The organism is Okeania sp. SIO2B3, assembly GCF_010672525.1.
GTDB lineage: Bacteria > Cyanobacteriota > Cyanobacteriia > Cyanobacteriales > Microcoleaceae > Okeania.
In genome coordinates, this window is sequence record NZ_JAAHGH010000002.1 from 257514 (window position 1) to 279758 (window position 22245).

A 22245-nucleotide genomic window follows, 5' to 3' on the forward strand; every position below is an offset into this window, starting at 1 on the left:
TGCTTAATAAAAGATAACAGCTATTAGTAAAATTCAGGTTTTGGTAAGAATTATTAAGCACATTGTTACAGAGAAATGGTATTATAATTAGTTGGAGTTATCAGACACAAAGTGGTAGGTCGTTGACTGTCCACATCCACTTCTTCCTTCTTCCTTCTTCTTTCTTCCTTCTTCAAGAGACTTGAGTAATTTGCTCTTGCCAAATTTTCACTAGGTTAGCGACTGCATTATCCCAACTATATTTAACAACAGATTCTTGGGCATTAATACCCATTTGAATCCGTAGATTACTATCTTCTATTAATAGCTTCAATTTCTCACAAAAGTTTTCCTGATTTCTTGGTGTAAATAATAAACCATTCCATCCATCTTGAATATTTTCCACGACTCCTCCTGCTTGAGGAGCAACTACTGGAATACTTGCGGCAAAAGCTTCTAATACTGTTAAACCTCTGGTTTCTTTTTCTGAAGCTGTGACATGAAAATCGCTATTTTTCAAAATATTAGGTATATTTTCTGGAGGTACTCTACCTAATAAATATACATTTTTTGTCAGTTTAGTTAATCTATTTGATATTTCGTCGCGCATCGGACCGTCACCAACGATTATTATGGCAATATTTTCTAGATTTACTAATTGCTGAAGTTTGGTAAAAGCATCTAAGGTAAATTGCCAACCTTTATCTTCGGTTAATCTGCCTAAAAAAACTATTTTTACTTTGTTGGTTAAATTAGGAATTTGATAATTTGATTCCCAAAAATTAGTTGTTATTGTGGCTGACTCAAATTTTTCCATGTCAAAACCATGAAAATTGGTATATTTGACGTTTTTGATACCCATATTCACAATTTTTTGATAGGTGACACTGCTAGAAACCAAGGTTAAGTCATATTGGTTGTAAATAGAAACAAAACTTTTTTCAAAGATTAATTTCAACATCAAGTTAATTCCTTTTGGCAAAGGTAAAAAATCTTCAAAATAGTCTAAAAAATTAGTTCTGAAAGTACAAACACAGGGAATATTATTTTTTCGAGCAAATTCGATGCCAGCTAAACGAAAAAAAGCAAAAAATAACCTTTCTGGTTCATCTACATGAATAATTTCCGGCTGAAATTTTTCTAATTCTCGGCGGACTATTTTATAAGTATTAAATCCCACATTTCTCTCAAAATCTAGGAATGGCGTACTGGGTAAATTAATGATTTGAACTCCAGGAAAAATATTACCTGTATAATCCTTCCAATTAGGATACAAATGAGCAAGGGGACTATAGTCTGGGCAAAATAATAAAACTTGATGTCCGAATTGACTTAGTTTTTGGACTCGGTAAAAACCACTGACAGTTACTCCATCTAATACAGGTAAAAATCCAGAGGCAATAATAGCAATTTTCATAAATTCAGGAAGAAGGAAGAAGGAAGAAGGAAGAAGTAAGAAGTAAGAAGTAAGAAGTAAGAAGTAAGAAGTAAGAAGTAAGCTAAATCTTAAGTTTCTGCTAATTATTGTTCAAAAAGAGATTCTAAATTACGATATCCACTAACTACTCTCACAATTTGAACACCATTATCTATTAAACGATAGTTTAGGTTTGTTAAAGTCAAAAGACCTCGATTACTATGAAGATCAAAAAGAACTTTTCAGGGAACATTGTTTAAGCTGCCTGAAATCCTTAGATATTGATAATTCAGATACCTACAGGCTAGAAAATAAACTTCTATAATTTTTAGCCCCTATCCCATATCCAAAAAAAAATTGAGGCTATTTACAGATAATATTAAACTTACACACAAAGTTATTAAAAATGATTATAAAATCAAAAGTACATAATAATCAAAGTTTGTTTTTTTCACTTTTACTTGACTTGAAAAAAAGTAGAGTGTGTTAGGAAGTTTAGTTGCAAAAAATAGATAATTTAGTAATATTTTCAGCCGTAACGCACCGCACTTATAAATTGATAAAGTTTGGTTTCTTTTGATCGCATTATTGTTTATGATTCAATTTTGATTGAAAAATTGCCTCAATTTCTTCTCTATCAATTTCTGATGGTGGAGGATACTTAAAATTTTCCGTTTTGCGACTTATTAATAGTTCCAATGCTTGGCTAAATTTTTCTTCATCATTACGATTTTCTGAAAGATATTGACGAAGTTCTTGATTCTTCATTTGCGAAAGTGATTTGTTCATATTTCAAAATCCCAATTTCCATCTTGGCTGATTACAATTTCTAAACCATCATTCATTCAGGCTAAAATGTAAATTATTTTTAGTTTTTGGTCATAACGAAATAAATTTATGGATTGATAAAGATTAGGTAAGCATTGAGCCGTCAGCTATCAGAAGAGTGCTTTTAGTCAGTGATAAAAGCAATATTTAATTGAGAAACGAAAAATATGACTACAAAAGTCAGCTCCAAAGTCTATATTCATTTAAACCCGATCCTTAAACACAAAATGTTATTGCTGAGAGCTGATGGCTAATAGCTGAATGCTTACAAGATTAGATAGTAACTGACAAATAAAAATTGCAGTTTATTTTTGTTTATCTGTGGGCAATAATTAACTCCTTATTATTAAAGCAGGGTGTTACCTTTGATTAACAAACTCTACTTGACTGACACTTTAGCTAACTTAGTCAACCCTGAAGCTTTATTAGCAGTTTGGTTTCAAATAGATAGTAAATTATCATGTACTTCTTTGATTAACTTTTTTGTTAATTCTGGTTCTTCAACTATTACCTTCCAATAAAACTGATGCTTTTCGTTTAACTGCATCCTGATATATCCAAATGGGAAACCTACCCACATACTTAGTTCATTAAACATGGCAATAGGATCTTTTGTCATATTGTCAAATAGTTTTAGTTTTCGATCTTCTGGGTAAAAATGTAAAGCCTGTACAGCCCAATGTATTTTTTCCTCAATGATTTTTCTATCATCATTCATATATCTGTGACATAAAGCCATCAGTAAACAGATGTATAGATGTATAGATCTTTATATTGCCATTCAAACAATTGTCCAAAATTAAGTCCTATAGAAAATCCATTGAAACTGTTCACAACAGAAAGCGCAGAACGCTTAAACAACTCATGTGCACTTTCGAGATGCACTAACGCACGATTAAGAGCTTTTCCCTGATCGGCAAATGAATTTAAATTCTTAAAAATGTTTGATGCTGCAATTAACTCAGCATCCCCAACTTCTGAGAGAACTTTGCCTAACACATCACCTTCAATAAATTGTTTCAGTGCTGGTAAAGTTTTAGATACTGTCAGGAGATTTTCAAAAGACAAGAAGTCAGACATAAGCTTTTTTCTGAACCTATAGATTTGAATTATTTTGTATAGGAGTATGTGTACTCTAGCTTGTAATTATATCCTACTTTAAAAGTAGGGTGATTTAGGGAATTTAGTTGAAAAAAATAGATAATTTAGAAATATTTTTACTCGTCACACACCTGATAGATTAAAAATAGTTTTTTTTCTTTTGATCGAGAGTTTTGGTTAATAATGGTTTAGTTTTTTTTGTAGATAGATAGTAGGTTAAATTTCATTAACGCACTATACTAAACTACCTAATAAAAAAAATCACCAAATAATTTCCTGCATCAGTTGTTCTTCATTAAAAGCTTGACACTTAGCTTTTTCAAACTCTTTTTATGCTTCTTAAATATCTCTAATTTTTTCTGTTCTATATCGTTATCGCAGACTATTTCTTGACATCTCCATTCAATTTTCTTGATATTCTGGATAAATTTCATCTACCACTTCTAAGATTTTCAGAAAAGTTATTATTGTCATTATCTTTTTTCCCTTTTCCATCATCTTGTTATGTCTCTGATGATAATTTCAGATTTATCAAAAGTTTTACTTATTAATCTAAGCTTTTATGATAGAACATTTTAAAGATTGTCATCAACCTCTGACAAAAATCTGACAAAAAATCGCCAAAAATCCTGAAACTCCTAAACATAGTTTCAATGGTTTCAGCCTTATTTTTCAAATTATGTGATCTTGTATACTTAGTGTATAATCTATAGCTCTTTTATTACCTAATAAAATTTTAAAGCCTGAAATACCTATAAATTCGTTGTTTAAACCAGCGGTCGCCTCATTTTCGTTTGAGGATAGCGATCTAATTTTTCCAACTTCCTCTAATAGTGATTTGACCTATTTAGAACTATGTGGTAAGCATTAAAAACTTATCAATACAATTGAAAAAATCCTCAAATCGCTAAATACTCAACAATACTAGATATCCTAAACGCTCGCTCACAAAATCTACCGAATCAAATTGCTTATACATTTTTGCCAGATGGAGAAACCAAATCTGGAAGCTTAACTTATCAACAATTAGACACACAAGTACGAGCGATCGCTGCCCACCTCTAATCATTCATCAGTCTAGGAGACCAAATATTAGTTGAGTTGTTTATCCCTACACTGCTAGGTCATTTCAGTTATCACTTATCAGTTATCAGTACCTCTACCCGAAGTCAGGGGCTTGAAATATTGAACTTGATTTTCTCTTAGTCGATTGGATATGGCGAGGTTTCCTCGCCATCCCATCCTACGGAATGCTCCGCAAACGACCGCTTTTTCATCCCCTTGTAGAGCGGTAGCTCGCGGCGCAGCCAAGGGGAGGCTTGAGACCCTATTTTTTGGTCAAGAATGGTTTGGTTTCTTCTTGTCGGTGGGTGGTACTTTACATTTCATTTACACACCCTACAAGATCGGCGATCGCACTCCAATTTAATTGTTGAATCAAAAATGATGTAATCGTTATTTTTTGAAGATAAAGTTTTACTTATCAATCTCAGCTTCTTTGACAGAAAATTTAAAAGATTGTCATCAACTCCTGACAAAAAATTGTCAAAAACCCCTAAACTCTTCAACATAGTTTCAATAGTTTCAGGCTTTTTGCCCTATCCTGTGATAGTATAATTCAAGGTAAAATCCAAAGGAATTTTATTGCTTAATCAAATTTAAACGCCCGAAACACCTATAATTTCATTGTTTAAATGACCGATCGCCTCATATTCATTTAACCATGATGAACTAATTTTCCTCAGCCCCTCTAACAAGGATTTGACCTATCTACAACTATGTGGTAATCCAGAAAAACTGACTAATACAATACTCTAATTATTAATCTGCTGAAAAAATACTCAAATGGCTAAATACTCAACAATACTAGACATCCTAAACCATCGCTCACAAAATCTTCCTAATCAAACTGCTTATACATTTTTGCCAGATGGAGAAACTGAGTCTGGAAGCTTAACTTATCAACAATTAAACACACAAGTACGAGCGATCGCTGCTCACCTCCAATCAATCATCATCCCACAAGACCGAATATTAGTCGTTTATCCCTACACCGCCGGACTAGAATTTATCGCCAGTTTCTTTGGTTGTATCTGTGCAGGAGCGATCGCCGTTACCAGTAACCCTCCCCTCAACAACGACGCAATAGTCAAACTCCAGGAAAGAGTTGAATCTTCCCAACCAAAAGTCATTCTCACCACAGAATCTTTTTTACGCGAAATTCAAGAAAAATTAGCCAAAAATCCAGAATTAGCTCCTAAACTCAACCAATTACCCTGGATAGCCACAGATAAAATTGATTTTTCTGAAGCACCCCATTGGATAGAACCAAGAATAGACCCAGAAACCCTGGCCTTTTTCCAATACACCTCCGGTTCCACAGGCAAACCAAAAGGAGTAATGGTCACTCACCGCAACGTATTGCATAACTCAGAAATTATTTATCAGTCATTTGAACATACCCCAGAAAGTCAGGGCGTAATATGGCTACCCATGTTCCACGATATGGGATTAATTGGTGGAGTAATACAACCTTTATATGGAGGTTTTCCCGTTACCCTCATGTCACCCGTAGCTTTAATCCAAAAACCCATACGTTGGTTAAAAGCTATTTCCCAATACAAAGCAACAACCAGTGGCGGACCCAACTTTGCTTACGACCTAGTTTCTCGGCAAGTAACGCCAAAACAACTGAAAAATTTAGACTTAAGTAGTTGGAGTGTCGCATTTTCTGGAGCTGAACCCGTGCGAGCTGCAACTTTAGAAAGATTTGCCGAGACTTTTGCACCATGCGGGTTTCGCCCAGAAGCTTTTTATCCTTGCTATGGAATGGCAGAGACTACATTATTTATCAGTGGCGCAACAAAAACAAAACCTCCAGTTATTAAGTATGTGGATGCCGAAGCTTTAGCAGAGAACCGAGTTGTGGTTGGCGGTGAAAAAAGTAGAGCAGTAGTTAGTTGTGGTTTTGCTTGGTTGGGCGATGAAATTATGATTGTTGACCCAGAATCTTTAGTTCCACGTCCAGATGGTGAAGTTGGGGAGATTTGGGTATCTGGCGCTGGTGTAGGTAGGGGTTATTGGAATCAGTCAGAGGAGACAGAGCGAACTTTTAATGCTTTTTTGGCAGATAAAGGACCTTTTTTACGAACGGGAGATTTAGGATTTTTACAAGATGGGGAATTATTTATTACTGGTCGGATTAAAGATGTGATGATTTTGTGGGGTAGATATCGTTATCCTCAAGATATTGAGCTGACGGTGGAAAGGTGTCATCCCGCTTTACGGTCTAGTTGTGGAGCAGCTTTTTCTATAGAGGCAGAAGATGATGAGCGGTTGATAATTGTTCAAGAGGTGGAACGCAGTTATTTACGGAAGTTGAATGTTGAGGAAGTAGTTGGAGCTATTCGTCAGGCAGTTGCTGAGGAACATACGGTGGAAGTTTATGCGATTAATCTGTTAAAGACTGGTAGTATTCCTAAGACTACCAGCGGTAAGATTCAGCGTGGAGTTTGTCGGGGTCAATTTTTGGAAGGTTCCCTAAATGTAGTAGGTCAATGGCAACTTCAGACTGAAAGAGGTAGTGTATCGGAATTAGCTGGTAATTATATATAGCAGGGAGTAGGGGAGTAGGGGAGTAGGGGAGTAGGGGAGTGTGGGAAGTGTCGGAAGTGTGGGAAGAAATTAAAAAATATATATCTTTACCATTACCAGAGCAGGACAACCAAAAAATTAAATCAATTATCGTACTCTTATTCATCAATTATTTCCCCCTACTCCCTACTGCCTCTTTTGGAGGAGATGTCTAATAGACATCTGGTAAAAATCCAAAATAAAATCAATTCTCACACAGAAATTATCAATTATTTCTCCCTACTGCCTACTCCCTCTTTTGGAGGAGGTGTCTAATGGTCAGCATATCAACTTTCTAAAATTCCCACCATAATCTGTAATAACTCCGTCAAGTTTGCTGGAACTCGATATACATTTGTATCTTGTATAACTCGTTTTTGTTGAGTATCCAAAACAGCAAATTGCCAAATATTACGAAAGATGGACGAGAGTTTGAAAGCCACGTCTTTTTAAAGCTTGGATGAAAAACGAATGGGGGATTTTAATTGCCTTAAAAGTTTGTCATTTTCTATCCTTTAATTTTATCCTGTTAAAGGAGGTGATAAAGATGTATGGATGTCAGCAAGAGTTAATTAAAATTCCCGAAATTATTCCGTTTTTAGAATACTTATGTACCACGGCAAATCAACTCATTAATTGCGGGATTTATTTGGCTAGGCAATGGTATTTTAAGTTGGGCAAGATGCCGGGGAAATATAACTTAGAAAAGAAGTTAAAGTCTAATAGTAATTATCAGTTTTTGTATTCTCAAGCAGCACAACAAACTCTTGGAGGAGTAGCAGAAGTATTTAAGTCTTATCAAGCACTTTCTCAGAAGTATCTCAAAGGAGAATTAACTGATAAACCCCAACTACCAAAATATCGCAAAAAGGGGGGAATGGGAGTAATAACTTATCAAAAACTTGCTTTAAAGCTGGAAAATGGTCAAGTTAAAGTACCTCTGGTCAGAAAGGTTAAAGCAGCATTTAAAGTTGATAGTTTTCTCTTAGATTTCCCTAGTAATCTTGAGTTTAAAGAAATCAGAGAAATTAGAATTTTACCTCGTAACTTCTGTTTTTATGTTGAATGGGTTTATGAGTTAAGAGTCGATAGACCTCGGCTAGATCAATCCAAAGTTATAGGCATAGACCACGGAGTTGATAATTGGTTAAGTTGTGTCTCTAATGTAGGGACAAGTTTTATTATTGATGGTAAACACCCACCCCTTTAGTTCCCCTCCCGGGAGGGGATAGGGGTAGGTTGGTACAACAAACAAATAGCTACAATTAAAGATAATAAACCCCAAGGATTTTGGTAAAATAAATTAGCGTGCATAACTGAAAAACGCAATATACAAATGCGCGATGCTGTTAATAAAGCAGCAAGATTGGTGATTAATCATTGCCTTAAACATGGAATTGGTCGAATAGTTTTTGGTGGGAATAAACGACAAAAAGATAGTATTAATATCGGCGCAAAAAATAACCAAAAGTTTGTACAAATCCCCACGGCTAAACTCAAAGAAAGAATTATTCAGTTATGCGAATTATACGGCATAGAGTTTATTGAAACTGAAGAATCGTATACCTCGCAAGCTAGCTTTTTAGATGATGACTTCTTGCCAAACAGGGCGTGAAAAACCCGGAAGTTGGAAGCCATCAGGCAAGCGAATTCAACGAGGACTCTATCAAACTCAAAAGGGTTTGTTAGTTAATGCCGATTGTAATGGGGCAGCTAATATCCTCAAAAAAGTAGCGGCAACTTTAAGGTTTTCCCTTAAAGAAGTCAGTAGAGGCAGTTTGATCATGCCTTTAAGAATCCAGTTTTGGATTGCTTAAGAATCCCTTGTGCTTCCGCCAGGGGAATATCAACCATTGAAACTGCACCATATAACAAAGAATAGTTGGCAAATTCTGCTTTTTCTACAGCAATTAATTCCACTGCTAATTGTGTGAAACCCTTTTGTAAGTCTGCATTTTTCGCTTCAATAACTAGAAACTGAGTTTTGGTCTGGAGAAAATAATCTAATTCTCCTTTCAACTGTTCGTTAATTTTTAAAGAATACCCCACTTTGATTTTGACTTGAGTGTAGTGAATTAATTCCATCAAAACAGGAGCAATCAGAAATTCTCTTCTAGCCATTTCGCTAGTTAAACTGACATAGGGTAAAATTTCTTGTAAGCGTTGTTTTAAATTATCTAAGCGTTCGAGTTGACGATGGGTTTGGGGTAAACTTAGCGATCGCGATTCATAACCATAGCCAAAGTATGATAGAATATCGTCTGGTTCAGAGTTTAATTTAAAATAATCAGCAAAGGTATAAGACTGAGTCGGATTAATAATTGGAATTATAGACATATTTCAACCCCAAAAAAGCTAAAGCCTTTATATATAGATGCTTTAAGATTTAATCAGCAAACCCTAATTAATAACTGATTTTATGGTAGCCAGTTTATATCTAATAATTGTTCAAGACTATCAGGGCAGTTTTCTGGAAAAATTATCTCATATCCTGTCTTTTGCTTGACATATTTTAATGCTTTTTCATAAAGTTTTGCTTGGTTTTCCTGTAAATAATTTCGTAAATTTTGAGTTAATTATTCATTGATTTGGGTTCTAAAACCCATAATTTCAGCTAGCCAATGATTGACATTATACTCATATTCAACAGTCCAATATTCCAGAAGAAGCAAATGTCTGATTATCTGTTCGAGACACCTTTCAACTATTTTTTTCTCTCGCCGACTCTGCTCTTCTAATTCCTCAATTAAATGTTCTTTATCTAATTCATTGAATCGGTTTTCTTTTAATAGATTAATCGTTTCTACTAACCATTGTTCATATTCATTTTCGTAAAGGGGTATTAAATTACTTTTATAGTAGTCGCCAAGGTGCTTAGGACATAAAGGAGAAACATAGCGATCGCCTTTATAAGATGGTCTAATAATTTTATATTTTTCTCTGTCCTAACTGCCCTGTCAGTTGCTATAACTGTGATTTTTACCTCATATTATTGTGGTGGTGGTTAGGAGTCAGGAGTCAGAATTTGCTCATGTTTTCAGCTCAAATTAATTACAGCATATTTCGGGCAAATGATGTACAAGGTAAATGGTGAAAATCTTGTAGTGTGGGCATCTTGCCCGCGATGATAGACCTTATTTGATATTACTACTCCAATCCAAACATACTTACCAAAGCGGGCAAAGTTCCCTTCGCTGTTTCTGCCAGTTTAGCAACGGCAGGCAGTCCCGAGAATATACCCGTCAGCATTTGTATCGCACGCTTGGCCTCCTTTTTCATACCTCCATCGCCTGGATTATTGGCAGCTTGGGCCAACTCTTGTAAGTTTTCGAGTGCAGTTTCCTTATCATCTTTGCTTAGATTTGACTCGGAAGCGATCGCCTCTTTTAGCTGAGTCAACAACTCTTTAATTCCTGCTTTCTCTGTTTCTGGGGAGTCTGGTGACTGAATTATTACCTGCTTGTTACTGTTTTCGCCACCAAGAAATGGTAGCCAGTTTATATCTAATAATTGTTCAAGACTATAAGGGCAGTTTTCTGGAAAAATTATCTCATATCCTGTCTTTTGCCTGACATATTTTAATGTTTTTTCATAAACTTTTGCTTGGTTTTCCTGTAGATAATTTCGTAAATTTTGAGTTAATTATTCATTTATTTGGGTTCTAAAACCCATAATTTCAGCTAGCCAATGATTGACATTATGCTCATATTCAACAGTCCAATATTCTAGAATAAGCAAATGTCTGATTATCTGTTCGAGAAACCTTTCAACTATTTTTTTCTCTCGCCGACTCTGCTCTTCTAATTCCTCAATTAAATGTTCTTTATCTAATTCATTGAATCGGTTTTCTTTTAATAGATTAATCGTTTCTACTAACCATTGTTCATATTCATTTTCGTAAAGGGATATTAAATTACTTTTAACTGTCATTTTTACCTCATGTCTTCAGATCAAATCATGAAATAACGCTTGACAAATTCGCCAATTTTATTATTACCGAATTATTAATTATTAATTATTAATAACTAAATAATTCTGGCTTAAAGCCTCCGCTTTTAAGGAAAAAAAAAGCGGTCGTTTTGCTACGCAACATGTTTGCGGAGCATTCCGTAGGAAAAAGCGTAGCTTCCCGTAGGGTGGGATGGATGGGTTTCCTAACCATATCTAATCGACCAAGAGAAGAAATAATATCTCCTTATATTCAATCAAGGACAGTTTTAACCAGAGGTAATTATCAATTATCCATTATCAATTATCAATTAATTAATCACCCACAACTTTTTTCATATAATCTCCCCATAACTGAGCTGCTTGTCCGCTACTGCTATAAGTAGGAGAGTTATCATCATTTCCTAACCAAATACCTGTCTCCATTATTTGGGTGGATTACTGGGGAAGAGTGAAAGAAAAAACATATCTCCTTTTTGTTAAAAATTCTAATTTAGCACTCCTTAACAAGTTTTATCTATATGTTACCTTCCTCGTAACCTTGCCTTAGCTGAGAGAGTTGATAATAATTCTGCTAACTACTCAAATGCATAAAATAAATTATCGGGTAGTCTCTCACTTGTGGGAGAGAGTCTAGAGAGTCTAAAGAGTTTATCTATATTAGTCCACAAATAAAGTCCATCTTCTTTTATTTCAATTCGATCTAACTTATTTCTACAAAGAGCTAATTTATTTTTAACACCATTATTTTGATTTATTAAGTCTAATATACTCTTATCGCCTTGTCGTACAAAGTATTTTAGATCGCCGTTTTTTTGATAATTTTTCTTAAATATTCCCCCAAAAAATTCCCGCCAACTTTCCGCTCCAATTATCGATATATATCTCTCTTCTATTATTATGGGTGCATACAAACGATAATATAACCAAGCAGTAATATTTCTATTGTCTATTGCAACGCATTGATCTACTTTAATTGTAATTTTCTGACAGTGAATTCTAATTGAAGAAGCTCCAATAGCTGCACGTCTATTAGATTCACTTAATAAGGAACGCCACGAATTATCTTTTATTTGGTAAACGTCATCAGACTCTTCTGTCTCCAAACAGTTTACCTTACCAATTATTGCCTGGCAATATTGAAAAAAACTTTTGCGAGAAGTAGATTGAACTAAATCTGTAGTCTGTCTAGGCACAGGAAAAAAATTAAATAAAAGTTGAGATACAACACGATCTTTTAATCCTAAATTATTGTCATAAATTACGGTATTTTCTCTAGCACAAAAAGCATGATATAAATATTTTTCAATTAACCTTAAATCGTCCTTTTTTTTTATAATATATAAATGCTATTAAACAACAAATATAATAATCAGCTTCACATAACTGACCAGAATTCAAAGGATTAGTATTTTCTACCCTAGCTATATAGCAACATTTATGGGCAGAATATAAATTATTTAATGTTATAGATAAGCTTTCTTCTCTTGATAAGTATTTTTCTTCTTTGAGAGCTTCAAAAGCTGCCCTAACTTGACAATGAGCCACTTTTTCTAAAGCTTTAACTACAGGACTACTATCTATTACTTTATAAATTGCATTAATTGCCAGAAAATATGGTTTTCCTGTCGAAATAAGTTCTAAAAATTCATCGCTCATACTTGTTTTATTACTATTTGAAAATTACATTAAACTTCTATCCTCACTAACTCCTGAAAGTCAGAATTTAATTTCTGACTTGGTGACTTGGTGACTTGGTGAATAATACCAATTTGATAAATGTTTGTTACAAATGGTAGAAGTAATAAAGAAGGAATAAAGAAGAAGGAAGAGGGGAAAAATATTTAAAAAAAGGGAAAAAACGATAGATATAAATATCTAAAATGAACTAGGGCAGCTATTTTTAAGCATATCCGATCAAACTCTACCCTTTTGTAGCATTCTTTTTTCAAAGTGGTATAAATTATATTAATTGCCAGAAAATATGTTTTTCCTGTGGAAATAAATTTTCAAAATTCATCCCTTATGCTTGTCTTATTAGTATTTGAAATTTATATTAAACTTCTATCTTAACTAACCCCTGAAAGTAAGAATTTAATTTCTGACTTATGAATAAATTATATTAATTGCCAGAAAATATGTTTTTCCTGTGAAAATAAATTCTCAAAATTCATCCCTTATGCTTGTCTTATTAGTATTTGAAATTTATATTAAACTTCTATCCTAACTAACCCCTGAAAGCAAGAATTTAATTTATGACTTGGTGAGTAAATTGTATTAATTGCCAGAAAATATGGTTTTCCTGTGGAAATACATTCTCAAAATTCATCCCTCATGGTTGTCTTATTAGTATTTGAAATTTACATTAAACTTCTATCCTAACTACTGAAAGTAAGAATTTAATTTCTGAGTTGGTGAATAAATTGTATTAATTGCCATAAAATATGGTTTTCCTGTGGAAATACATTATCAAAATTCATCATTGTTTTATTACTATTTGAAAATTACATTAAAGTTCTATCCTAACTAACCTCTGAAAGTAAGAATTTAATTTCTGACTTCTGACTTCTAACTTCTAACTTCCAACTTCTAACTTCGTTACTCCCCTACAACTTTTTTCATATAATTCCCCCATAACTGAGCCGCTTGTCCGCTAGTACTATAAGTAGGAGAATTATCATCATTTCCTAACCAAATACCTGTCACCATACTCTTGTTAGGAATATAACCAACAAACCATAAATCTACTCCTCTATTAGTCGTACCCGTTTTACCTGCTTCATCCAACCCTAAAGAAGCTCCACGACCAGTACCATATTGCACTACTCCTTGGAGCATTTGAGTCATGGTATCTGCTATTTGTGGTTTTAATATCTGGCGGTTAGCTTGAATATCCCCTTGAGGGTTTTCACAGCTTGGATCTGAATTATAGGAATAAATACAACGACAAGTGTAGATATTATCGCGATCGCTACAGTCGCTACTATCAATAATCTTTCTAATAGTATGAGGGCGGTTTCCTACTCCACGGTTAGCGATCGCTCCATAAGCGCCAGTTATTTCTAAGACGTTAACTTCATTTTGACCCAATATTAATCCTGGTACAGCATCTAACTTAGATTTAACCCCTAAACGCTTTGCCATCCTGACAACATTACCTAAACCTACTTGTTGAGCAACTCGCAAAGCTACCACATTTTCAGAAAGTGCTATTCCAGTGTACATATTTGTATTGCCACCACTGCGTTGACAACCTCCGTAAGTTTGACCCATCCATCTCATGGAACTACAAGAATATATTTTTGTTGGTGGTATCCCTCTTTCCAGAGCAGCAGCATAGGCAAATACTTTGAAGGTAGAACCTGGTTGACGTTGTGCTTGAGTTGCCCGGTTAAACTGACTCTGTTGATAATCTGCACCTCCAGTCAAGGCAATGACTTCTCCATTTTTAGAGTCTATTGTGACTATAGCGCCTTGAGAAAAATTAGCATAAGATCCAGCATTGTTAATTGCATCTTTTAAACTTGTTTCTGCTTTAGTTTGAATTTCAGGATTTAAAGCTGTTTGAACAACAAAATTTCCCTCTCTAGCTAAATCTTCTCCTAATAATTCTTCCAGTTCACTAAATACATAACTATAATAATAAGGTGCTATTGTACTTTGGAGAATTTCTATAGCTTTAGGATTAATTTCTACCCGCGATCGCCTCGCTCTATCCGCTTCTTGTTGGTCGATCATGCCCAAAGTGAGCATTCGATAAATTACTCCATCTCTTTTTTCTATAGCTATTTGATAATTTTCTACAGGATTAAAAGTATTAGGTGCTGGTAAAATTCCTACTAATGTTGCTGCTTCTGATAAAGTTAAATCTTGAGCGCTTTTACCAAAATAAAATCTAGAGGCATCTTCAAATCCATATAAATCTAACCCCAAATAAACCTTATTCAGATAATTTAATAATACATCGTTTTTACTATAAAAAGCCTCTATTTTGAAAGATACTATTGCCTCTCGTATTTTCCTACCCAAAGAATCTTCTGTACCTACATAGTCACGAAAGACACTTCTTGCTAATTGTTGAGTTACTGTACTTCCTCCTTGGCTTATACCATCTGCCCTCAAATTTGTCAATACTGCTCTAGTAATTCCGATGGGGTCTACGCCGAAATGCCAATAAAAGCGACTATCCTCAGAAGCAATAACCGCATCAGGTAAATATTTAGAGAATTTAGATATGCGCCCTAATTCATAATGAGCATTTCTGTAGGTGGGACGTAGAGGAGTTTGCCCATCACGAGCATAGACAACTACTGGGCCAGTAATTGGATTGGGTAAAGGGTCTACCTGAAATTTTGTCCATTCAAGTAGAATCATTAAACTGATTAGAGCGGTTAATCCAGAAAGACCAAAGACAGTATAACGAAATGCTTGAAAATACCAGGCAGGAGGGTCTACATAACGAATTTTAACAGTATCAGCTAATACTGGTGGTCCTAAAGTTAGAACATCGCCATGACGTAGAGACATACGAGAAACTTGTTTTTTCCCATTGTAGATACCATTAGCAGAATTCTCGTCTTTAACTACATAAGAAGCTTTAGATTTATTAGTATTTTTCGAGACAGACAGATGAATTTTACTAATCAGGGGATTACGAATGACAATATCACAAGCTTGGGAAGAGCGGCCTAGTAAATAGCGATCGCCTAAAAGAGGATATTTTTTAGCTGGAGTATTCTCTGTTTCCTGTATCCAGAGTTCGGGTAATTTAGCATTAGGTCTCAGTGCTAGTCGGGAAAAGTTAACATTGGCATGAATAGTTTGAACCATCTGGGTAATATTGCCCAAGAGAGTTTGAGAGTTACGAGGAGGTCGTGGATAATTCATCGTAAAATTTCGGTAAGTGGGAAACCACCGTCTTTTAAGCGGTGGATGGAAACGACGGGCGCGGATTTTAATCCGTAGTCAAAAAATGTGTTATAATTAACTTTAAACTTAAAAAGTAGCCTCAATGGTCTTTTGGCCGGAGAGAGTAGTGGCAATTGACACCGTAAGCGTGGACTGCTGCTGTATACGTACTACGGTACGGTACTGGCAATGTGGTTGTTGCGAGCAATGTGAAAATCGAGGTTTTAACCCGATTTACAACTCCTAGTAACGAATCCACGCGGATTTATCCCGTGGAGTGTCAAAACTGGAGGGAACAGGGAACAGAGAGTTGACGAAGTCAAAAGTCAAAAGTCAGAAGTCAGAAGTTATTTTTGTAACGGGAATGCGTGAGCAACCCTCCAAAAATATTTCGCCTTAAAAGGCAGAGTTCTAGACCCAATTCTTTTGGTAAAAAAGCATTTCGTCAGGAAATGCTCTGCAAACAGATACCTAGCTCTATACACTACCTTTTTAGGCTGATAGCTGACAGTTAATAGCTGATAGCTAGTTAACCCAATTTTTCAGTAATTTGCTTGAGAATTAATTGACATCCTAAGCTACAACATAATAGAAACTGTAACTAAGGATGTCTACAATATGCTTAATTAATTTTACTGGTAAATATCACAAATTGATGTTAATCATACCACACTTTTAATCTAATCCAGCATCAGTTACTGCCCCTAAACTACTAGAAGATACTAACTTCGCATATTTTGCTAATACACCTCTGGTATACCGGGGTGTTGGAGGTTGCCATGCTTGACGACGCTGTTGTAGCTCCTCATCAGAAATATTTAACTGTAGCAAACGCTGGTGAGCATCAATAGTAATCATATCTCCTTCCTTGATCAGAGCGATCGCTCCACCTACTGCTGCTTCTGGAGCTACATGACCAACTACCATACCGTAAGTACCACCAGAAAACCTACCATCAGTAATCAAACCTACTTTATCTCCTAAACCAGCACCGATAATAGCCGAAGTTGGTGCCAACATTTCTCGCATTCCCGGTCCGCCTTTCGGTCCTTCATAACGGACGACAATAATATCTCCTGCTTGAATTTTGCCTGCTAATATTGCTTCTAAGCAAGCTTCTTCTGACTCAAATACTCTTGCTGGACCTGTTATTTCTGGGTTCTTGACTCCTGTAATTTTAGCAACTGCTCCCTCTGTTGCCAGATTTCCTTTTAAAATAGCTAAGTGTCCTTGAGCATACATCGGATTATCCCAAGGGCGAATCACATCTTGGTTAGAAGGTGGTTCAGAAGGTATATCTGCTAACTGCTCTCCAATAGTCTTACCTGTAATAGTTAGAGCATCTGGGTGGAGTAGGTCATGTTCGAGGAGCATTTTCATTACTAAAGGAATGCCACCTGCTTGATGTAAATTTGTTGTAACGTATCTACCACTAGGTTTCAGGTCACACAATACAGGAACTCTTGCTCGAATAGTTTCAAAATCATCAATAGATAATTCTATATTAGCAGCATGAGCAATGGCTAATAAATGTAGAACTGCATTAGTGGAACCCCCAACTGCAGTAATTACCGAAATTGCGTTTTCTATAGCCTTGCGGGTAATTATTTGACGAGGTAAAATTTGTTTGCGGATAGCCTCTACTAGAACTTTGGCAGACTCCTCAGTACTATCAGCTTTTTCTGCATCTTCCGCCGCCATAGTTGATGAATACATCAGACTCATACCCATTGCTTCAAAAGCTGAAGACATAGTATTTGCGGTGAACATTCCTCCACAAGACCCAGCACCAGGACAAGCTCTACGTTCAATTTCTTTCAGCTCTGTTTCATCAATTTTTCCGGCACTGTATTTTCCTACTGCTTCAAAAGCACTAACTACGGTTAAATCTTCACCATTATAGTTACCTGGTTTAATAGTACCACCATAGACAAATATCGCCGGAATATTCATTCGAGCGATCGCTATCATTGCCCCTGGCATATTTTTATCACACCCGCCAATGGCTAAAAGTCCGTCCATGGCCTGGCCATTACAAACTGTTTCGATGGAGTCGGCAATAACATCTCTAGAAACGAGAGAATATTTCATCCCCTCAGTGCCCATAGAAATACCATCGCTAATAGTAATTGTGCCAAATATCTGTGGCATTGCCCCTGCTTGTTTGGTTCCTGCCATGGCTCGCATGGCCAAATCATTGATGCCCATATTGCAGGGGGTAATAGTGCTATAAGCGTTAGCTACTGCGACGATCGGCTTAGTAAAGTCTGAATCTTCAAAACCTACAGCTCTGAGCATAGCTCGGTTAGGAGCACGTTGTACTCCTTTTGTGATTAATTGGCTTCTTACATTCTCTGGCATAGTATTTTTTTTGTTGTACTGTCTGATATTCTTGATTTTCTCAGAAGATAAGCGTGGTTTTTGAGATATTTACAATAAAGTTACTAAACTTAGGCCCTTAATTTGGTGTATGTATTTTATTGGAATATATTAGGAAAGCAAAAAGTTTCACAGAAAAAGCTAGTTAACTAAGTTAATAATTAGGGCTTGCTGATTAAATCTAAAAGCATTGATAAGTAAAGGTTTGAGCCTTATTGAATTCCCAAGGGGTGCGCTCTTAAGTAGTCTAAAACCCTCAAAAAGTTAGCATAGAAGGTAAACTAAGCACAGAAAAATCTTAGGACAAAACGCCCGCTCCTACCTCCTCGCTCCCGACCCATTTCTCCTGTCTTCCCCTCCACAGTCGGGGCCCGCGGGTGGGTTGTCTCCTGTCTCCTGTCTCCTACCCTTACCCATAAGACTTTTGAGCACAAACCCTAATTAGGTATATAGAACCCTTATGGGATATTTACCCACGTAAAAATTTTTGAGTTACGAGTTGGAACTGGAGTAGAGGCAATACAGGAAATTTGATTAATGCAGCGTAGGGTCAGACCAAACCCCACACTCCCCACATTCCTCCTATATTTTTCAATAGATCCCAAATGCCTTCTATGATAGGGTTTCTATTTACTTTTGTAAGTTAGTAATGTCCTAGTTTAAATATAAAATATAAAATAGAAAATAGTTTGAGGCGGTGCAAATGGAGGCGGAAGAACTTCTAAAACAGTATGCAGCAGGGGAAAGAAATTTTAAAGGTATTACCCTGGTAGAAGTAGATTTAAGAGGGGCTGATTTAAGTAATGCTAACTTTACTAGGGCAAACTTCCGTAATATTAAACTTATGGATGCTAACTTATGTGGGGTGAATCTCAGAGAGGTGAATTTAGGGGATGCTTATCTCAATGGGAGTAATTTGAGTGAAGCTAATTTGATTGGAACGAGTCTGGTGAAAACTGACTTAACTAATGCTGATTTGAGTGAGGCTAATCTACGGGGTTCTAATTCTAGGGAAGCTAATTTAAGTCAAGCTAATTTAAGAGGTGCTAATCTGACGGAAGCTAATTTAAGTCAGGCTAATTTAACTGCAGCTAATTTAACGGCAGCTACGATGATTCGCGTTAATTTGATCAGAGCTATTTTAAATGGCTCAAATTTAGAGTCTGCGAATTTAACAAATGCTTTGATGAATGAGTCAATCTTAGAAGAGGCCAATCTAAGTAATGGCATTCTGAGTGGGGCGATGTTAAGTGGGGCTAATCTGAGTGAAGCTGAATTGAGCAAGTCTACTACTATTGGAGCTACTTTGAGTGAAGCTAATTTAAGTGGAGCGAAACTACGAACTGCTAATGTTAGTTGGACTACTTTTCGAGGAGCTAATATGAGTGGGGCTAATTTATTTCGGGCTAATTTAAGTTGGTCAAATCTGACGGGAGCAATATTAATTAAGGCTGTATTGATTGATGCGAAGCTAAATAAAACTAATCTACGAGATGCAGATATGAGGGGAGCAATTATGCCTGATGGTACAACTTGTCCTTAAATAGATATTATTGCTGCTTACTATATAAGAATTTAAGCTCAGGAAAAATATAATAAAACAATATATTTCCATGGTTTCATACCATGTCTGGTTGAATACTTATAAATAACGATGAAGGAGTCAGGAGTCAGGAGGGAAGAAGAGAAGAAAGTTTTTTGTCACTAATTAAACGGAGATAATACAATAAGATGATTATTGGCATAATTTCAACTTCCTTTTAATCACAATTATTAATAAATAAAGTTGGATGATATACTTTTTTATAGGCTACAAGCTGAATACTTAACACCATAATTTTAAGATTTTTTGATTAAATTATATGTTTTATTTGACAGAGAATAATGATCTTAAAAGATGTATTGAAGAATTAACTACAGCTAATGTGCTTTGGATTGATACAGAGGTTGCTGATTATAATACTCGTAAACCTAGATTGTCTTTAATTCAAGTATTAGCTGATTCTCAAGATTTGATTGGCGATCGCGTTTATATTTTGGATGTTTTAGATAATCCTGATTTAACTAATTTTTTTATCGATAAAATCATGGTTGATCCTAACATTGAGAAGGTATTTCATAATGCTAGGTTTGATATTAAGTTTTTGGGTAAAAATCAAGCTGAAAATATTACTTGTACTTGGGAAATAGCGAAAAAATTACCTTATTATATTTTGCCACTTCCGAATTTAAAACTGAAGACATTAGTTGAAAATTTAACTGATTTTAAAAATATAGATAAAGAAATACAAGGTAGTGATTGGGGACAACGACCGCTGACAGAAAAACAATTAGAATATGCGAAAATGGACTGTGTTTATTTAGCTCAAGTACATTTAGCTTTGTTAAAATTAATTAAACAAAATAATTCTGAACCTACTGCTGAAAATTTAGATGAACTAGGTCAAAGATATCAAGATATTTTACATGAATGGAAATTGTTAGATTCAGAAATTAGTCATATACTTGAGCGGATAAAATTAGCTATGCAGGCACAGAATATTTCTGAAACTTCAACTTTTAAATTATCACCTACAGAACGAATTACTCAAAAAGTTAATTTTGCTGAGTTGGCAATGATAGTAAAAAATCAGGAAATAGACTTAGATTTTCCGATTACTGTCACTCAAAAACTACAAAAAGATTTTGGAGATATTATGAATAAAATTTCGGTAAATAAAGAGAAAAGTTCTAGCTGGAAATTGACTGTTAAAAATTTGTCCGATATTGACTAGCTGTCAGCTTGGGTTGAAATACCTTATTACTTAGGAGTAAACCCACCCCTAACCCTTCCCAGGAGGGGAAGTCAGTAGGGGCGAATGCCATTCGCCCGTACAGGAGTCAGGAGGGAAGAAAGAAGAAGAAACAGGAGTAGAATTTGTAGACTAAATAACTCTTTTATCTTACTCTTAAATTAATAACTAAAGCTGCTAAATATTGGTAGCTTAAATATCAATAACTAAATACATATTATTGAGGAAAAGTCAAGATGATGAAAGCTAAAGATATTATGACGACAGAGGTTGAAACAATTCGCGGTTCAGCAACGGTAGCTGAAGCTGTGAAGAAAATGAACGATCTCTGTCTGCGCGCTCTAATTGTAGAACGCCGTCACGACCAAGATGCTTATGGTATTATCACAGAGACAGATATTGTTTATCAGGTTGCTGCTTACGGCAAAGACCCTAAACAAGTGCGAGTTTATGAAATTATGACTAAGCCTTGTATTGTTATTAACCCTGATTTAGGTGTAGAGTATGTAGCGAGATTATTTGCTCATACAGGTATACATCGAGCGCCTGTGATTAAGGATACGTTACTTGGTATTATTTCAATTACAGATATTTTAAGCAAGAGTGATTTTGTGGAGAAACCAAAATCTGTATTGCTTGAAAGGAGAATAGAGGCAGCTATTGAAGAAGCAAGGAGTATTTGCGAGCAAAAAGGTGTTACTTCTAAAGAATGTGCAGCAGCTTGGGATATTGTAGAAGAGTTACAAGCTGAAGCTGCTCATCAAAAGGCAGAAAGGATGGAAAAAAGTGCTTTTGACCTCTATTGCGAGGATAACCCAGAAGCTGCTGAAGCACGAAATTACGATGTTTAGGGTTTGCGCTCAAAAGTTTTTTAGTAGGGGTAGAAGACAGGAGACAGGAGACAGGAGAAATGGGAATGAGCGAGGAGCTAGGAGCTAAGTTTTGTCCCAAGATTTTTCTGCCCAAATCTTGACCAAAATCCCAAATTTTTGAACCATTACCACTTAAAACCTCGCACTTTTTGATACTGAAAAAGGCTAAAACCTTTATCTATAAAGACTTTTAGATTTAATCAGCAAGCCCTATTTAGTTTCAACTTTTTCGCGATCGATGTTAGCAGGGAACAAGCAATAGTGGGAAAACATTTCCCTGTCTAAGGTCGATCATCATTTCAGTTATCAGTTATATCAATTTTATAAATGTTTGCTACAAATAGGTAGGGTACTTCTTAGGAGTCAGGAGTCAGGCGTCAGGAGTCAG

General features: G+C 35.5%; 19 protein-coding genes and 2 pseudogenes. 6 read left to right on the top strand and 15 right to left on the bottom strand.

Annotation, left to right across the window (positions count from 1 at the left end; all coding sequences use genetic code 11):
- Window positions 1-172: 172 nt before the first annotated feature.
- The 6 genes from F6K15_RS02235 to F6K15_RS02255 all read right to left on the bottom strand — a co-directional run bounded on the left by F6K15_RS02235 (window position 173) and on the right by F6K15_RS02255 (window position 4394).
- On the bottom strand, window positions 173-1396 hold the full coding sequence (locus F6K15_RS02235) for a glycosyltransferase (protein ID WP_293056546.1): 1224 nt from the start codon (window positions 1394-1396) through the stop codon (window positions 173-175).
- 585 nt (window positions 1397-1981) lie between these two features.
- A complete protein-coding gene (locus F6K15_RS02240) occupies window positions 1982-2185 on the bottom strand; it encodes a DUF6887 family protein (RefSeq protein WP_293056547.1) in 204 nt (67 codons plus the stop codon).
- 56 nt (window positions 2186-2241) lie between these two features.
- On the bottom strand, window positions 2242-2331 hold the full coding sequence (locus F6K15_RS38980; RefSeq protein ID WP_375341040.1) for a hypothetical protein: 90 nt from the start codon (window positions 2329-2331) through the stop codon (window positions 2242-2244).
- 332 nt (window positions 2332-2663) lie between these two features.
- Window positions 2664-2963 (bottom strand): hypothetical protein, encoded by a 300-nt coding sequence (locus F6K15_RS02245; RefSeq protein ID WP_293056549.1) that lies wholly within the window; start codon window positions 2961-2963, stop codon window positions 2664-2666.
- On the bottom strand, window positions 2963-3304 hold the full coding sequence (locus F6K15_RS02250; RefSeq protein WP_293056551.1) for a hypothetical protein: 342 nt from the start codon (window positions 3302-3304) through the stop codon (window positions 2963-2965). The genes F6K15_RS02245 and F6K15_RS02250 overlap by 1 nt, the downstream gene beginning before the upstream one ends.
- A 928-nt stretch (window positions 3305-4232) precedes the next feature.
- Window positions 4233-4394 carry a hypothetical protein gene (locus tag F6K15_RS02255; protein ID WP_293056554.1) on the bottom strand — a complete coding sequence of 54 codons (162 nt, stop codon included), beginning with the start codon at window positions 4392-4394 and terminating at the stop codon, window positions 4233-4235.
- A gap of 776 nt (window positions 4395-5170) precedes the next feature.
- Here F6K15_RS02255 and F6K15_RS02260 point away from each other — a divergent pair.
- The gene (locus tag F6K15_RS02260; RefSeq protein ID WP_293056556.1) at window positions 5171-6940 is read left to right on the top strand and encodes a fatty acyl-AMP ligase; all 1770 of its coding nucleotides are present in this window, start codon (window positions 5171-5173) and stop codon (window positions 6938-6940) included.
- Between the two features lie 305 nt (window positions 6941-7245).
- Here F6K15_RS02260 and F6K15_RS02265 read toward each other — a convergent pair whose 3' ends face one another.
- The gene (locus F6K15_RS02265) at window positions 7246-7401 is read right to left on the bottom strand and encodes a hypothetical protein (protein ID WP_293056558.1); all 156 of its coding nucleotides are present in this window, start codon (window positions 7399-7401) and stop codon (window positions 7246-7248) included.
- A gap of 104 nt (window positions 7402-7505) precedes the next feature.
- Here F6K15_RS02265 and F6K15_RS02270 point away from each other — a divergent pair, with 104 nt between their 5' ends.
- Together F6K15_RS02270 and F6K15_RS02275 are read left to right on the top strand one after the other, a co-directional pair.
- The gene (locus F6K15_RS02270; protein ID WP_293056560.1) at window positions 7506-8168 is read left to right on the top strand and encodes a transposase; all 663 of its coding nucleotides are present in this window, start codon (window positions 7506-7508) and stop codon (window positions 8166-8168) included.
- A 126-nt stretch (window positions 8169-8294) separates the two neighbouring features.
- Complete coding sequence (locus F6K15_RS02275) at window positions 8295-8573, top strand: IS200/IS605 family accessory protein TnpB-related protein (protein WP_293056562.1); 279 nt, start codon at window positions 8295-8297, stop codon at window positions 8571-8573.
- Between the two features lie 167 nt (window positions 8574-8740).
- Here the strand turns inward: F6K15_RS02275 and F6K15_RS02280 are convergent, their stop codons facing one another.
- The 8 genes and pseudogenes from F6K15_RS02280 to ilvD form a co-directional block, all read right to left on the bottom strand.
- A complete protein-coding gene (locus tag F6K15_RS02280; protein ID WP_293056564.1) occupies window positions 8741-9295 on the bottom strand; it encodes a hypothetical protein in 555 nt (184 codons plus the stop codon).
- Window positions 9296-9375: 80 nt separating this feature from the next.
- Window positions 9376-9885: pseudogene (locus tag F6K15_RS02285) on the bottom strand (DUF29 domain-containing protein).
- Window positions 9886-10105: 220 nt separating this feature from the next.
- Window positions 10106-10360 carry a hypothetical protein gene (locus F6K15_RS02290; protein ID WP_293057163.1) on the bottom strand — a complete coding sequence of 85 codons (255 nt, stop codon included), beginning with the start codon at window positions 10358-10360 and terminating at the stop codon, window positions 10106-10108.
- A gap of 99 nt (window positions 10361-10459) precedes the next feature.
- Window positions 10460-10888, bottom strand: a pseudogene (locus F6K15_RS02295) (DUF29 domain-containing protein); the annotation flags it as partial.
- Between the two features lie 596 nt (window positions 10889-11484).
- Window positions 11485-12102 carry a hypothetical protein gene (locus tag F6K15_RS02300; protein ID WP_293056566.1) on the bottom strand — a complete coding sequence of 206 codons (618 nt, stop codon included), beginning with the start codon at window positions 12100-12102 and terminating at the stop codon, window positions 11485-11487.
- 109 nt (window positions 12103-12211) lie between these two features.
- Window positions 12212-12565 carry a hypothetical protein gene (locus tag F6K15_RS02305; protein ID WP_293056568.1) on the bottom strand — a complete coding sequence of 118 codons (354 nt, stop codon included), beginning with the start codon at window positions 12563-12565 and terminating at the stop codon, window positions 12212-12214.
- A gap of 939 nt (window positions 12566-13504) precedes the next feature.
- Window positions 13505-15793, bottom strand: a complete 2289-nt coding sequence (locus tag F6K15_RS02310) for a PBP1A family penicillin-binding protein (RefSeq protein ID WP_293056570.1) — start codon at window positions 15791-15793, stop codon at window positions 13505-13507.
- A 696-nt stretch (window positions 15794-16489) separates the two neighbouring features.
- Window positions 16490-18175 (bottom strand): dihydroxy-acid dehydratase, encoded by a 1686-nt coding sequence (gene ilvD, locus F6K15_RS02315; RefSeq protein WP_293056572.1) that lies wholly within the window; start codon window positions 18173-18175, stop codon window positions 16490-16492.
- A gap of 721 nt (window positions 18176-18896) precedes the next feature.
- Between ilvD and F6K15_RS02320 the strand changes: the two genes are divergently transcribed.
- From F6K15_RS02320 to F6K15_RS02330, 3 genes are all read left to right on the top strand, one after another.
- Window positions 18897-19736: a pentapeptide repeat-containing protein gene (locus F6K15_RS02320; protein ID WP_293056574.1), complete on the top strand. Its 840-nt coding sequence runs from the start codon at window positions 18897-18899 to the stop codon at window positions 19734-19736.
- A gap of 319 nt (window positions 19737-20055) precedes the next feature.
- Window positions 20056-20967 carry a ribonuclease D gene (locus F6K15_RS02325; RefSeq protein ID WP_293056577.1) on the top strand — a complete coding sequence of 304 codons (912 nt, stop codon included), beginning with the start codon at window positions 20056-20058 and terminating at the stop codon, window positions 20965-20967.
- Between the two features lie 254 nt (window positions 20968-21221).
- Window positions 21222-21836, top strand: a complete 615-nt coding sequence (locus tag F6K15_RS02330; RefSeq protein WP_293056579.1) for a CP12 domain-containing protein — start codon at window positions 21222-21224, stop codon at window positions 21834-21836.
- Window positions 21837-22245: the final 409 nt, after the last annotated feature.

Bases quoted from the DNA above. Each gene is read 5' to 3' on its own strand.
- F6K15_RS02305 (WP_293056568.1), bottom strand. From the start codon at position 12,565: ATGAGCGATGAATTTTTAGAACTTATTTCGACAGGAAAACCATATTTT.
- F6K15_RS02325 (WP_293056577.1), top strand. From the start codon at position 20,056: ATGTTTTATTTGACAGAGAATAATGATCTTAAAAGATGTATTGAAGAA.
- F6K15_RS02270 (WP_293056560.1), top strand. From the start codon at position 7,506: ATGTATGGATGTCAGCAAGAGTTAATTAAAATTCCCGAAATTATTCCG.
- F6K15_RS02245 (WP_293056549.1), bottom strand. From the start codon at position 2,963: ATGGCTTTATGTCACAGATATATGAATGATGATAGAAAAATCATTGAG.
- F6K15_RS02330 (WP_293056579.1), top strand. From the start codon at position 21,222: ATGATGAAAGCTAAAGATATTATGACGACAGAGGTTGAAACAATTCGC.
- F6K15_RS02255 (WP_293056554.1), bottom strand. From the start codon at position 4,394: ATGATTAGAGGTGGGCAGCGATCGCTCGTACTTGTGTGTCTAATTGTT.
- F6K15_RS02310 (WP_293056570.1), bottom strand. From the start codon at position 15,793: ATGAATTATCCACGACCTCCTCGTAACTCTCAAACTCTCTTGGGCAAT.
- ilvD (WP_293056572.1), bottom strand. From the start codon at position 18,175: ATGCCAGAGAATGTAAGAAGCCAATTAATCACAAAAGGAGTACAACGT.
- F6K15_RS02280 (WP_293056564.1), bottom strand. From the start codon at position 9,295: ATGTCTATAATTCCAATTATTAATCCGACTCAGTCTTATACCTTTGCT.
- F6K15_RS02240 (WP_293056547.1), bottom strand. From the start codon at position 2,185: ATGAACAAATCACTTTCGCAAATGAAGAATCAAGAACTTCGTCAATAT.
- F6K15_RS02235 (WP_293056546.1), bottom strand. From the start codon at position 1,396: ATGAAAATTGCTATTATTGCCTCTGGATTTTTACCTGTATTAGATGGA.
- F6K15_RS02320 (WP_293056574.1), top strand. From the start codon at position 18,897: ATGGAGGCGGAAGAACTTCTAAAACAGTATGCAGCAGGGGAAAGAAAT.
- F6K15_RS02275 (WP_293056562.1), top strand. From the start codon at position 8,295: ATGCGCGATGCTGTTAATAAAGCAGCAAGATTGGTGATTAATCATTGC.
- F6K15_RS02250 (WP_293056551.1), bottom strand. From the start codon at position 3,304: ATGTCTGACTTCTTGTCTTTTGAAAATCTCCTGACAGTATCTAAAACT.
- F6K15_RS02260 (WP_293056556.1), top strand. From the start codon at position 5,171: ATGGCTAAATACTCAACAATACTAGACATCCTAAACCATCGCTCACAA.